Source organism: Enterococcus sp. LJL98 (assembly GCF_054871745.1).
Genome location: NZ_JBTXLU010000006.1, coordinates 118,177 through 131,246, shown reverse-complemented (window position 1 = coordinate 131,246; position 13,070 = coordinate 118,177). Strand labels below are relative to the sequence as shown.

The following is a 13,070-nucleotide window of genomic DNA, read 5'->3' as shown; positions in this document are numbered from 1 at the left end:
CCTCTAGTTTATCTTATCCTAAATCTGAACAATCTTAGAATTAACCTGTTACCTAGAGAACAACTTTTATTACATCTTGCTATTGATCTGCACAATCTTATATTAAACCTGTGATTGAAGCATAACCTCTATTTTATCTTCCACTTAATCTGCACAGTTTTAGGGTTAACCTGTTACCTAAAACAGAACCTCACACATATCATATCCTAAATCTGAACAGTCTTGTTCTTAACCTGTGACTCATACATGGCTTTTCTTATATTTTTTTTAGCCTGTCTATTCTTATTTTTTACCTTTAATAGAAAAAGATACTATATCGTTCCTCACTTAAAACCTACTCCAAAACGTTTAATAAGGAAGCACTTAATGACCAGTTAATAATTTATATAACTGATAGCAATTAGATGATAAAAATAACCCTACATTATTTCTTAAAGTAAAAATAAATTAACCTTTAACCTTAATCGTTACTTTTTTTCTGAAAAACCCAAAGTTAATAGGCTTTTAGAAATAATAAATACAAGTGAAACACAAATCTCCAATAAAACTAATTTATAGTTATTAGTCGAACATTGATTTTACTAATGTTGGATTAGTGAATTAATTCGAATTATAAACATAGAAAGTTGAGGATAACAAGATGATAAGAAAAATATTAATTTATTCAAAATTCGCCAGAGATGGTGAGTCTCCAGACTTAAATGAAGAAGGTAAAAACCTGTTGACAGCCTATACAGCTACTATTGCACTAGAGCGTTTTATTTTGAGTGGTGTATATACTCAAAGGAAAAACAAAGAGTTTATATTGAAGAATTGTTTACTGTTGACCCCCTCAGAAATTGCTGAATCCTTAGGAATACAACCACAGAGCGTAAGAGCTATACAGAAGGAAATATATGCTGACTTAGTAAAAGAAATTGGAGATGATGTACTAGATTTAATACAAGAAAAACAATATACGACAATCGGTCACCGTATAGATTACTCAAATCAAAGACTCGAAAACAATAATCAGATTATATTTAAAAATGTAACAGATATAGCTTACGAACATGTTAAAAATATTGATTATTTGAACGACCAAATACAACAGTTGTCTACCCAGCTACGAGAAGAATTAAAAATAAAACAGACTATTAAAAATTCTACATTCAAAAATGAATTTCAATACCTACAAGTCTATTCTCCACTCTATTGCAATACATTATTTAATAATATAGACCCTGTTAAGTTTTTAACCATACTATCTATCTTGGAGGGAGATACAGGGTCAATTGATTTAAGGAACAAGATTCAGAAGGATTTCATTAGGCTATAGCCTAGTGAAATTTACTGGAATGCTTATTTCATAGTGTTTATAGCGTTTCACTAAAGCTTTTCAAAATAGGAGGAATTATCAAATGAGTAAAATCGGATATGCTAGAGTGAGTAGTCAAGGTCAAAGCCTAGATAGGCAATTAAAAGCTCTTGAGAGCTGTTCTAAGGTCTTTCAAGAAAAAGCTAGTGGGAAAGGCTTAGAAAGAGCTAGTCTTGAAGCTATGCTTGATTTTTTAAGAGACGGAGATATTGTTGTTGTAACTGAATTAGATCGATTAGGACGCAATAACGACGACCTATCTAGCATCATAGAAACAATTAGAGCGAAAGGAGCTACCTTAGAAATCCTTTCTCTGCCATCATTTAAAGGGATTGAAGATGCTAATTTAAGAGCCTTACTAAACAACTTGATTTTGGAACTTTATAAGTACCAGGCTGAGAACGAAAGAAAAAGAATTAGGGAGCGTCAAGCTCAAGGGATTGAATTGGCTAAACAGCAAGGTAAATACCTAGGAAGAAAACCAAAATTTGATAACTTTGAGGACCCCAATCTAAAGCATGCTATTGAACTATATGCTACTGGGAGATATACCATGAAGACAGTTAGCGAAATGACCCAAATAAGTATTTCTACTTTCAGTCGATATTATAGGAGATTCCAAACTATTAGGAAGGCTTTATAACTCTTTAGTTTATTATTATACTATGCTGAATAACTTCCAATATCATCTTTCTTCTATTAGTAATTTTAATTCTAGATAAGTAAACATATCCATCTATTTATTAACCGATTTTTTAAGTATAACCAAACATTATATAGTAGGAAACTTCTATCGATAAACAAAAACAGATTAATCCTTAACTTCTCATAAACATTAAAGACTTAGGACAATAACTAATTTTAAAGGAATAGTACCTATATGATTATCTAATACATCAGTACCTAAGCTCATAACCATATGAAATACAGCAGTAACAATCATTAGCAACCAGGGGTACTCTCTCACTACAAATTCTATAACAAAGAGTACCTTAATCCTTTAGAAACCCTCTTCGTATCCTATACTTCAAATGCATCTTCCCCTTAACCTTGTTCATCATTGATAGACGTAGTTAAAATCGTTCTAACTCAAAAGCATCCCTTAGTATTCTAGTCTAGACAGGACATACTAGGACTATTTATTAGTAAACAACCTTAATGAAACTAATCTCATTTTCATGGTACAATTGTTTATATTGATAAGACGTAGTAAAACAATAAACAATACATAGAAAAGGACCACATAGAATGAGTTATAACGATAGAAACATCTTAGTTCTTTCAGACCTACATAAGCTTGCCCAATACAAGACCTCACAGAAGTTTCAAGACCTTATATACAGCTACATTAATCTCTTTGCTCGGTACTCGAGAACTGAAGTAGACATACCCGAACATGTTACCTTTATACCTGGGCTTTCCGTTCGAGACTCAAACAAAGAAATTATAAAACTGCTACGAATAACTCCTTTACAGGTAGACTTATTAGAGTTAGAGACCTTACGACTTGACGCAGACCAACGAAGGAAACAACGATACAGGGAAAACAACTTAGGGGCTCGAACCCAAGAACAACATTTAAGGGTACTCAAAGAACGGAGATTGGAACTCTATTCTGAGTACTTAAGACAAAAAAATCTGGGCATAACGACCACTCAAATAGCTAAGAACCTTAATATTTCTAGAGGACGTTTATACCAAATAATTAACACAGAAAAGATGGAGAATACTTTATGATAGAAACACCTATTTTTAAATTAGTTCATGATGACTACCGACAAGCAACTGTACTTAAATCCCAGGGAGATTTACTAATTGTTGATCCTCCCTACAACATTAATATTGATGATAACGACTGGGACAATGATTTTGACTATGAAGAATTATTTGGGGTACTCAAACAGCTCCTTGCCCCACATGGAACAATCCTATTGTTCAACCCTCCTCAACACCTTATACTGCTTTCAAAATTAATAGAACAATTTGATTTTGAATTGCAGGACTTATTGATTTGGCAAAAACCAAATATCATTCCTACCTACCTAAGAAAAAAAGGCTATACCACTAAGGGGAGAGAATATATTTTTTATATCACAAATAAAAACGCTAGCCCATATTTTAAACTTCCATCCTTTGAGAAGTATCATGATGGAATTTATAAGTACCCTAGAGTAACACCAAACAATAGAGTTCATGTTTGTCAGAAACCCACCCCCTTAATCGAAGACCTCATTATGAGGCACTCACAACCAAATGATTTAGTTATAGACCTGTTTCTTGGTAGCGGTGTTTCTGCACACGCTTCAAGAAAACTAAAAAGACAATTTATTGGATACGAAAAAGATAAAGATACATTTAATCGTATTAAAGTAACTTAATTTATTTTCCTTATACTCAGTATCATCACATTAACCTGACCTCTTATCGAGTTGTCTACTCATGGCACACCTAAATATATTATAAGAATAAATACTAGCTAAAAAAAGAGCCTATACCTAAAACGTAATAGGCTCTTTTTCCATCTTTATTACGGGGTACTCAGACTATGTATTACCTAACTTCCCCTTCCATCTGTCTTAACCACTATAAAAATATTTAACCTCAAAAGACATTTAATACCTCGTCCAACAAAGCCAATACTTACTTCGAAACTTCTATTTTAAAACTCTCCCTTTTCCTATATACTACCCACCTTATTTTCAATATCTCAATCTCATCATTTATTAGTTATTAAAAATCAACTTAACTGACTATACCTTGCTTACAACACATCAAATTTAATACAATCCATTCTATTAAATTCTATACTCATTTTTATTCTAGACCTTACTGAAGTATTTATATTATCAACCGAAACTATCTGTCTATTATACCAAGACGTAGAACAAAATAAACAAACAAACAACAACTCTTACTAACTTAACAGTACCAACGTATAATCATCAAAACTATATACCATAACTTCTAGACCTCTGTGTACCTGTCTATGGCTTTGAAGCAATTCTCTAAATCAAAATTGAGAATAAATAGACGCTTCTCTATATATAATAATGGAGGAATTTACATGAAATTTATAAAAAAAGAAGACCTAATGGATTTAGGTTATACAAAAAGCACTTCACAAGGGATTATACGACAAGCCAAAGCAACACTTGTTTCTCAAGGTTTCGAATTCTATAATAATAGAAGACTGGGACTTGTCCCAGCTCATGCTGTTAAAGCTATTATAGGTGTCGAGTTATCCAACAAGGAGGATAACTAATATGGCTAAAACTCAATATCTTAATGTCTACACTGATAACAAAGGGCAATTCTACTATGAAGTTAGCTTAGGAACAGATAGAATAACTGGAAAAAGAAATAAAGCTAAATCAAGAACATTTAGCAATGGAGTGAAATTCCGTACAGCGCACGAAGCTTTTATTGAAGTTACAAGAGTGAAGAATGAATATTTCCAAAACACCGGTATTTCAAATCGTCAAATCAATTATGAACAATTTATAACACAACACTACCTCCCTGCTTATGAAACAGAGGTTAGGAATGCTACTTTTGAATCTAGGAAGTCAATAATAGAGAACCTTATTCAACGATTTGGAAAAAAGAAATTAAAAGATATAACTATTACTGATGCTCAAAACTTTAAGACTTGGCTACTAGCAAAAAAAGGAGCGAATTATTCACAATCCTATGCTAGTTTAACTTACGGAACATTTAAAAAGACTTTAGAGTTTGCTGTTGACATGCAATATCTAACAACAAATATCGCTAGTAAAATCAACGGAATTCCTAAAGGTAAGACAAATGTAGATTTTTGGACTAAGCAAGATTTCGAACAAGTAATTTCTCAAATATACATTTCTGATTATTATGAACACTTAAATTTCGTTATGTTATGGGTATATTTTAATACTGGCATACGAGTAAATGAAGGTTGTGCCTTATGGTGGGAAGATGTTGACTTTAAAAAGAAAGAATTACGAGTTAATCATATGTTACAACTAAAATCTAAAACTAATTGGGTTCGACAGGATTACACTAAAACAGAATCAGGTAATCGCACAGTCAGTCTAGACAACGATACCATTGAAATATTAAAACAATGGAAAGAACGGCAATCCGAAGCGAATATTGATGATACCTTTATATTTAGTCACGACGGACATCCGATGATAAAGTCTACGATTGGAAGGATCATAAAAAGGTATGCTCAATTAGCTGATGTACCCAAAATACAGGCTAAAGGTTTAAGGCATTCACATGCTAGCTATCTGATTAACGAATTAAATGTGAATGTACTTATCCTCTCAAAAAGATTAGGACATTCCTCACCTGAGATTACTTTAAAACACTATGCCCACCTATGGCCAGGTGTAGACAAAGAAATTGCTGTTGAAATGACTGGTAAAATAAAAATCAATACATCTGAAAAAAAAAGATTTCAGTTTAATGGAAACCAAGCTGTGAAGTCTAGTACTGTCTCCAAAACTGTCTCCAAATAATAAAAAAACTCTTAAAACGCTATGATACCAATAGATACAATGACTTTAATTACCATTGAGTGGGAATAACAGAAAAGAGCTTAAAATCCTTGAAGCGACCCCCAAAAGTTAGACCGAAAATCTAACTTTTGGAGGTCGCTATTTTTATGGAAAAATACAATTTTGAATTTAAATTGAAAATGGGTCAATGCATATTAAGAATTTGGTGAAGAAGGATTGTTAAGAATACGTCAAAACAAGAAATATTCTGTTCAATTTAAGTTAGATACGGTAGAGTTATATCAAACGAGTGAAAGGTCCTATCATGAGGTAGCTAATGCTCTTGGCATTAATAATCCCCCACTGATTACCTCTTGGGTTCATAAGTTTCGAGAGGGCGGTGTTGAGGGGCTTTCAAAACCGAAAGGACGTCCTTCTAACATGCCGAAGAAAAATAAAGAAATAGAAAAGAAAACATCTAAAATCACTCCCAAAGAATCTGAACGTATTAAGGAATTAGAGAAACAAGTACGTTCACTCCAAATCGAGAATGCCTTTTTAAAAGAATTGAGGAAGCTGCGAAAACAGGAACCCCAACAAAGATGCAAGAATCAATCGCACGTATCATCGACAGCCTCCGAGGATCATTCAAATTAGTTGAGCTTCTTGAAACATTGGAATTCCCTAAGTCCACTTATATGTATTGGCAAAAACGTTTCAATCGTAAAAATCCAGACCAAGAAATTGAAGATGAAATGTTAAAAATTCGGAAAGAGCACAAAGATTATGGCTGTCTCAGAATGAAAAAAAGAGCTTGAGAATCGTGGTTTTATCGTGAATAAAAAGAAAATTCAACGATTGATAAGAAAATTAGTAATCGAAGTAAAATCCTACACTAGAAAATCCCGCCGGTATAATTCTTATCGTGGAAAGATTGGTACAGTTGCCAAAAATCGTATCCATCGTCTCTTCTATACGAGTATTTGTCACCAAAAAATCACTACTGATACGACAGAATTTAAATATTATGAATTAGATGCCAAAGGCGTTGTTCGTCAAAAGAAACTTTATTTAGGTCCATTTTTGGATTTATACAATAGCGAAATTCTATCTTACAGAATTTCAGAGAAACCGAATGCAGTCGCAGTAATGGAAGAGCTAGAAGAAGCGATTGAAGTCACTAAAGATTGCCCATTTCGTCGAACATTCCACTCCGATCAAGGATGGGCTTATCAAATGAAGAGTTATAGCAACAAGCTAAAGCAACACCAAATCTTTCAAAGTATGTCTCGAAAAGAAAATTGTTTAAATCATTCACCTATGGAAACTTTCTTTAGTCTTTTGAAGCAAGAAATTTTTCATGGAGAGATTTATCGTAGTTTTGATGAGCTTAAGGAGGCAATTGATCAATATATTTACTATTACAATAATAAACGTATGAAAAAGAAGTTAAACTGGCAGAGCCCTGTTCAATTTCGAAAAAAAGAACAAGCAGTTGCTTGATCAACAGTTTGAAGGTATGAAAAAAAGGAGTGGATTTCTCCACTCCTTAAAAGTCTAACTTTTAGGGGTCACTACAGTAGGGTGGGCTTTTGTGTTGTTATGCAACACAAATCTTATCACTTCGCAAATTAGTTATAATATAGATCTAATAAAAAATCAAATCATTGAACACCAACAATTAAACGTTTACTTATTAAATACGAACAGATACTCCCAAAAAGCTAAATTATATTCTTCAAAATTTTGTTGCGTAATACCCCTAGCTTTTCGATAATTATTACATAATAAAACGCTGTTCATCTTAACTACTCCGTTGGTTTCTTCTAAAATAATATACACTGTAGCTTTTCCATCATAAAGGATTTAATTAAAATCTGTACTAAAATTTTGGAAATATTTTAACCTTTTTTTGCACTGATTATATTATTTTTTTCATCCTCATATCATTTATAATTATATATTCTTTGAATTTTCCATGTTATCATGTTACCATTTTAACAAAAGAAACGTATGTTCGCTTACTTAGGAGTGAAAGCATGAATCGTATCAAAAAAATTGTAACGGATCTTCTAAGAAAAACACATGTAACTAATCCTATTGAAATTTGTGATCTATTAGATATTGATATTCTCCGCTTAAACTTGGGAAATACTGGTGGCTTCAAAACTACTATAAATAGAATATCGACTATTTACGTTAATTTTAACTTACCAGAAAGAATTCAAACCTTTATCATAGCACATGAACTGGGACACATCTTGTTACATAAAGGGCTAAAGACGCCTTTTTTTAAATATCCTAGCGAAAATATACTGATTCCTAAAATAGAAGCAGAAGCAAATATGTTCGCTATTTTTTTACTATTGTCTGAATTTTATCATCAGCATGATTTAATCTATTTATCTCCTAAACAACTTATGAGTCAAATAGGTTTACCTCTAAATTTAGAATATTTATTTTTAGAAACATTAAATAATTTATCTAAACCCATAGACTCTGATAAATGACTAACAAATGTACAAAATCTAATTATCTCTTTATTACAAGTCTCAAATTATAAAATTCAATAAAAGTAAAATGCTGATAGTTTCTTAGATATGCAAGAGATTTTAATAAAAAAAAGAAGAAGCAATTTAACTGTTTAAGTTCTGCTCCTCTTTCATATAATATTGGTTTATTAATTTACCAGTATCCAGTCTCCTATCCATTTATCTTTTGAATAGTTAAATTGACGTTTATACAACTTTCCATTTTCTGTTTTATAACGCCAGCCAATTATATCTGCTAATGGAGTTATATTCTCCTCTGAGAAATTATTGGTTTCAAAATTAATTGTATTCGCATTAACTATTGATGTACTTGATAGAATAAAAAATGTTAGCAGAAAAAAAGATAGTATCTTTTTATTCATTACTTACTCTTCCTCCTCATTAATAATTTTTAATTGTTTAATATTATCATCACTGTCTATACTATTTATGGTGGTTACATAATGATCATTTACATACAATAAATACTCATCATTTTCTTTAATCAAATAAGCATTATCATTAGAGATTTCAAAGGTTCCTAGTTCATTTTCTGGAGAAATAAAATGTGGTTCGAAAACTATTGAAGAAGTAAATATCAAAGACAAAAACAACGTACTAAAAAAAGAAAAACTTGTCTTTATTACTTTTTCAGTTTGTCTATTTTCATAAGTTAAAATATTTTCTGAACGCTGCCTAAGTAGTGTATTGTTTCGTATCGTGAAAAAGGCTGAAAATGTATTCTCACGAGGAGAAATTAATCGTTTACTAGCACTTAAAAGAGTTTCTACATAATTAATTTTTTTAGTAATGTCGCTATTACTAATGATAAGCTCATCTACTCTGATTTCTAAAACTTGATTCATTTGATTTCTAAATACATAAGCGACTGGATTCCACCAATAAAAGGACAGTAGTATCTCATAAAAATATTTCAAAAATAAATCCATATTTGAAACATGCAAAAATTCATGTTCTATAATAAATTCTAACTCTTCATCACTAAAAAAACCAGAAGGCAATATTATAACAGGTTTTTTCAAACCTATTACTGATGGAGAAGTATAAGTTTTCACCTTTAAAATATTAATTTTTTTCCCATGTACTTTTATTTCAATTAAATCATTTGATAGTTTTTTTATAAAATTTGATATTGTTATATAATTAAATATAACAATCCCCAAATGTATAATACTTCCAATTGCCCATATAAACAGCAAAACTTGATACATAAAAATACTACTGTTATTAATATTAAAAATTTCAGTGACTAATGATTTTTGAATAAAGGGCATAATTACGTGTGAAGGAATGGCATATGATGTACTAAATTCGAATGGAAATCCTAATGTCAATATAAAGATAAAAGTGAACAAGATTAGTAATTTAGAATTAATAAAATTATACTTATTAAAATATCTTAGTAAGATATATTGAATTGTTAAAATAACTACACTAAAAATAGTCTTGGTAAAGATTATCGATGCAGAGATACTCATATTTTTTTACTCCTGAACATTATTGTTTCGTGCTTCATTCAGCAAATCTTCAATCTTATCTATTTCAGACGTCAAGTTATTTTTAGATTGTTTACCTAAAAAAAGAGAAACTAAGCTTCCTATTTCAAGATCATTATACTGATTTAAAATAAATTCTTCTTTAGAAGTACACACAACATAGCTTCGCGATAACACTGTTCCGCTATAAACAATTTCATCAACTTTTACTAAACCTTTTTGCACTAATTTTTTCAATGTAGTTTGTATGGTACTCAATGCCAAATCAGGACTCTCATCTTGAATTTGCTTAGCAGTATAAGATTTATCATTTTTCCAAAATATGTCTAATAACTCATATTCTCTATTACTAATGCTTAATTTACCCATTATAATCGCTCCATTTTTTAAGTTATTTCCTTAACAAAATAATTGTACAACAATTTCTTCTTATTTTCACGTTTTTCAGAAAGTAACTAGGCATACACTTCTCTAACTATCAACTATAAATAAACAAAGAGACCTAAAATAACTTAGATCTCTTTTAAAACACTAGACTAAGCTAAAATTAAACTGCAAATACAGTTGTTGAGTGTCCAGGATATTTTGACTCATGAGAAGTAGCTAATTTTAATGCTCCTCCATAAGTTAAATGCCAACCACTTTCCCAACCAGTTGTCAAACATTTCCATTGCCATCCTAAGCCACCAACAACTTGAGTTTTTTCTTCGATACTTAATTTTTTCATCTTGAAGTCCCCTTTCATTTTTATAATTCAAAAATAAAAATAACATCTTCTAATATGTCGACACTATCAGAATCACTTATTAGACAAGTAATCTTATATACCACTACCCTTCATACTTTTTAGCGCTATTAAAAGATATAAAGGATTAAATTTTGTGACAATTACTCATCTATTTATTTCAGCTATTCAAAATTTTGAATTATTTATTTTTTGATAAAACAAATTGATGTTTTGTCTACAAACATATGATAATATACTATCAAGATGTTTTAAATACCAACTTTAGTTTTAAACAAAAATATTTTTAAATTGGAGAAAATCATTAAACATGAATAGTATTGTATCTTTTTTCAAATTAAAGTCTGTCCATTATTTTTTAAGTTTTTTATTCGTATTTTTATTGTTAGTTTCAACTTTAGCAATCACATTAATTTTTACTAGTTATAATTTATTTAAAGTTAATAATCTACAATCTTTTGAGCCTCTTGTAACTGTTGAATTTAATCCTACTAATTTAGAGAGTAACCAAGTTGACACAAGCCAGATTATTAATCCAACTAAAGAAGATTATATTGAGTTAGCACACCAAGAAGAAGTTAATAACTTTGAGATTAGTCTAACTGATATTCTTTTAACACCAACACTAAAAGATTTAGAGGAAGTAGAAGAATCAGGATTGTCATTATTTAATATAAAAGGTGTTAACAACGAATTTTTTTATGATATTCGCCTCAATAACATAGTTATAAACAACGGAAGAACTTTCAATCATACAGAAATAATAGAAGCTACAGACAGTATTATACTTAGTGATTTTTTAGCTCAAAAAAACAACCTTGAAATTGGTCAAAAGATAGGTTTAGGAATTTGCAATCCATCAAATCCAGAAGAAATATATACTAAAGAATTTATTTTAATTGGTACATTTGACCCATCCAGTAAAATTGGTACGAAAAATATTGATACATCTAAAATTACAGATCTTTTAGGAAATCTCCTTCATCATAGTGACGAAGGAGCTAATACCAGTGAACATAACCATGAAGAGCACTCTACTTCAGAACAACGTAAAACAGATTTTGATAATGTGGAATCACTACAAAAATTATTTTTATTTGAAGATTTAAGCACCATTTATTTACCTAATAAAACTATAGAAAAACTTAATCAAGAGTTGGATGATCAGTTTGGCAATGAATATTCTTCTGCTGATTATCAAGCAGTATTCTCTCTTCGTTCTCATAATCAATTAAACACTTTTAAGCAAAAAGCAAATAAGATATTACCTGAGTATTTCATAGTATTTGACATTAATGACGCTTATCAAAGCTGGGTACCTAATATGGCAAGGAATGAAGTCATATCTTTTATACTTTCCATTTTATTATTAATACTTTGTGTTATTTCTATTTCACTAATTATATTATTGAGTTTGTTTAAAGAGAAAAAGTTTATTAAGTACCTTTTATCATTAGGCATAAATTTAAAAGTGATTAATAGCATACTCACAAAAAAAATAGTAAAATTTATAATTCCAATTTTTTCACTAGCCTGTATTAGTGCACCTTCTTGCGCCAAATATATATTTCAAAATAAGTTAATTTATATTGATTCAGAAGGGGGATATTTCTTTAACATTCAAAACTTTTCTCGAAATTTAATAAGTATGAATCACTATCCAAGTGAATATACGACTTTTAATTTTTATTATTTAATGATTATTATTTTCTTTGCTCTTCTGTTGTTTATAATCATTAAATCATCAATAAAATATAGTCTATATAAAACATTTACAAAGGAGCAGCTATGAATAAATTAACAATTGAAAATCTAATTTTAACTGACAATACAAATGAAATTAATTTAGAATTTTTGACAGGAGATATATATATCATTTCTTCTACCCACTCAAATGATAGCAATTTGAACGAAATATTTAATTTAATTGGCTATTTTAAAACAACTTCTACTGGAAAAATTTATTTAAATGAAATAGATATTAGACAATTTGATCCATTAATATATCGAAAAAATATGATAACGATTGCCGATGAAAAAAATTCATTTATACAAAATTTAAAAGTAATGGAATATCTGAAATTAGTCACTGATAACTTTTATAATGTGATTTTATATGATGATTCTTCTATCGATAATTACACTTTAGTCAACACTTTATTAGAAGATTTTAAATTCAACAATACAGTCTTAAAAAAAAGCATTAAAAATTTAAAAGAGATAGAAAAATGGAATTTAAAAATTGTGGAATCTCTTTTGAAAGGTTCTAAGTTTTTAATTATATATAAGACCTTAGACTATTTTAATGATGAAATAAGATTTCAAGCCATTCAAACATTAAATAAATTACTAGAAAAGTATAATCTAGGAATTTTAATATTTAGTAGCAAAAATTATTTTGAAAATCAAATAAAAAAGGTAATTTATATTTGAGGAGAA

At 29.8% G+C, this 13,070-nt stretch carries 12 protein-coding genes and 1 pseudogene; 9 read left to right on the top strand and 4 right to left on the bottom strand.

Going from position 1 to position 13,070, the window contains the following annotated elements; genetic code table 11:
* The first annotated feature begins 640 nt into the window (after positions 1–640).
* The 7 genes and pseudogenes from ACYSNO_RS06705 to ACYSNO_RS06675 all read left to right on the top strand — a co-directional run bounded on the left by ACYSNO_RS06705 (position 641) and on the right by ACYSNO_RS06675 (position 8,348).
* Positions 641–1,318 carry a hypothetical protein gene (locus tag ACYSNO_RS06705; RefSeq protein WP_461730291.1) on the top strand — a complete coding sequence of 226 codons (678 nt, stop codon included), beginning with the start codon at positions 641–643 and terminating at the stop codon, positions 1,316–1,318.
* Positions 1,319–1,400: 82 nt separating this feature from the next.
* Entirely contained in the window at positions 1,401–2,000 is a 600-nt protein-coding gene (locus ACYSNO_RS06700) for a recombinase family protein (RefSeq protein ID WP_461730290.1), read from the top strand.
* 1,090 nt (positions 2,001–3,090) lie between these two features.
* Positions 3,091–3,735, top strand: coding sequence for a DNA-methyltransferase (locus tag ACYSNO_RS06695; protein WP_461730289.1), 645 nt, complete (start codon positions 3,091–3,093; stop codon positions 3,733–3,735).
* Positions 3,736–4,421: 686 nt separating this feature from the next.
* Positions 4,422–4,619: a DUF3173 family protein gene (locus ACYSNO_RS06690; RefSeq protein WP_461730288.1), complete on the top strand. Its 198-nt coding sequence runs from the start codon at positions 4,422–4,424 to the stop codon at positions 4,617–4,619.
* Position 4,620: 1 nt separating this feature from the next.
* The gene (locus tag ACYSNO_RS06685) at positions 4,621–5,859 is read left to right on the top strand and encodes a tyrosine-type recombinase/integrase (protein WP_461730287.1); all 1,239 of its coding nucleotides are present in this window, start codon (positions 4,621–4,623) and stop codon (positions 5,857–5,859) included.
* A gap of 177 nt (positions 5,860–6,036) precedes the next feature.
* Positions 6,037–7,341, top strand: a pseudogene (locus ACYSNO_RS06680) (IS3 family transposase); the annotation flags it as partial.
* Between the two features lie 536 nt (positions 7,342–7,877).
* Entirely contained in the window at positions 7,878–8,348 is a 471-nt protein-coding gene (locus ACYSNO_RS06675) for an ImmA/IrrE family metallo-endopeptidase (RefSeq protein ID WP_461730286.1), read from the top strand.
* A 170-nt stretch (positions 8,349–8,518) separates the two neighbouring features.
* On the opposite strand, the gene ACYSNO_RS06670 is transcribed toward ACYSNO_RS06675, so the two are convergent.
* The 4 genes from ACYSNO_RS06670 to ACYSNO_RS06655 all read right to left on the bottom strand — a co-directional run bounded on the left by ACYSNO_RS06670 (position 8,519) and on the right by ACYSNO_RS06655 (position 10,613).
* Positions 8,519–8,752: a hypothetical protein gene (locus ACYSNO_RS06670; protein ID WP_461730285.1), complete on the bottom strand. Its 234-nt coding sequence runs from the start codon at positions 8,750–8,752 to the stop codon at positions 8,519–8,521.
* 3 nt (positions 8,753–8,755) lie between these two features.
* Complete coding sequence (locus ACYSNO_RS06665; protein ID WP_461730284.1) at positions 8,756–9,868, bottom strand: M56 family metallopeptidase; 1,113 nt, start codon at positions 9,866–9,868, stop codon at positions 8,756–8,758.
* A 6-nt stretch (positions 9,869–9,874) separates the two neighbouring features.
* Complete coding sequence (locus ACYSNO_RS06660; protein WP_461730283.1) at positions 9,875–10,255, bottom strand: BlaI/MecI/CopY family transcriptional regulator; 381 nt, start codon at positions 10,253–10,255, stop codon at positions 9,875–9,877.
* A gap of 178 nt (positions 10,256–10,433) precedes the next feature.
* Positions 10,434–10,613, bottom strand: coding sequence for a hypothetical protein (locus tag ACYSNO_RS06655; protein ID WP_461730282.1), 180 nt, complete (start codon positions 10,611–10,613; stop codon positions 10,434–10,436).
* Between the two features lie 328 nt (positions 10,614–10,941).
* Between ACYSNO_RS06655 and ACYSNO_RS06650 the strand changes: the two genes are divergently transcribed.
* Together ACYSNO_RS06650 and ACYSNO_RS06645 are read left to right on the top strand one after the other, a co-directional pair.
* Positions 10,942–12,423, top strand: a complete 1,482-nt coding sequence (locus ACYSNO_RS06650; protein ID WP_461730281.1) for a hypothetical protein — start codon at positions 10,942–10,944, stop codon at positions 12,421–12,423.
* Positions 12,420–13,064 (top strand): hypothetical protein, encoded by a 645-nt coding sequence (locus ACYSNO_RS06645; protein ID WP_461730280.1) that lies wholly within the window; start codon positions 12,420–12,422, stop codon positions 13,062–13,064. Before ACYSNO_RS06650 ends, ACYSNO_RS06645 begins: the two co-directional genes overlap by 4 nt.
* Positions 13,065–13,070 lie beyond the last annotated feature (6 nt).

Bases quoted from the DNA above. Each gene is read 5' to 3' on its own strand.
- ACYSNO_RS06675 (WP_461730286.1), top strand. From the start codon at position 7,878: ATGAATCGTATCAAAAAAATTGTAACGGATCTTCTAAGAAAAACACAT.
- ACYSNO_RS06690 (WP_461730288.1), top strand. From the start codon at position 4,422: ATGAAATTTATAAAAAAAGAAGACCTAATGGATTTAGGTTATACAAAA.
- ACYSNO_RS06650 (WP_461730281.1), top strand. From the start codon at position 10,942: ATGAATAGTATTGTATCTTTTTTCAAATTAAAGTCTGTCCATTATTTT.
- ACYSNO_RS06655 (WP_461730282.1), bottom strand. From the start codon at position 10,613: ATGAAAAAATTAAGTATCGAAGAAAAAACTCAAGTTGTTGGTGGCTTA.
- ACYSNO_RS06645 (WP_461730280.1), top strand. From the start codon at position 12,420: ATGAATAAATTAACAATTGAAAATCTAATTTTAACTGACAATACAAAT.
- ACYSNO_RS06705 (WP_461730291.1), top strand. From the start codon at position 641: ATGATAAGAAAAATATTAATTTATTCAAAATTCGCCAGAGATGGTGAG.
- ACYSNO_RS06695 (WP_461730289.1), top strand. From the start codon at position 3,091: ATGATAGAAACACCTATTTTTAAATTAGTTCATGATGACTACCGACAA.
- ACYSNO_RS06700 (WP_461730290.1), top strand. From the start codon at position 1,401: ATGAGTAAAATCGGATATGCTAGAGTGAGTAGTCAAGGTCAAAGCCTA.
- ACYSNO_RS06685 (WP_461730287.1), top strand. From the start codon at position 4,621: ATGGCTAAAACTCAATATCTTAATGTCTACACTGATAACAAAGGGCAA.
- ACYSNO_RS06670 (WP_461730285.1), bottom strand. From the start codon at position 8,752: ATGAATAAAAAGATACTATCTTTTTTTCTGCTAACATTTTTTATTCTA.
- ACYSNO_RS06660 (WP_461730283.1), bottom strand. From the start codon at position 10,255: ATGGGTAAATTAAGCATTAGTAATAGAGAATATGAGTTATTAGACATA.
- ACYSNO_RS06665 (WP_461730284.1), bottom strand. From the start codon at position 9,868: ATGAGTATCTCTGCATCGATAATCTTTACCAAGACTATTTTTAGTGTA.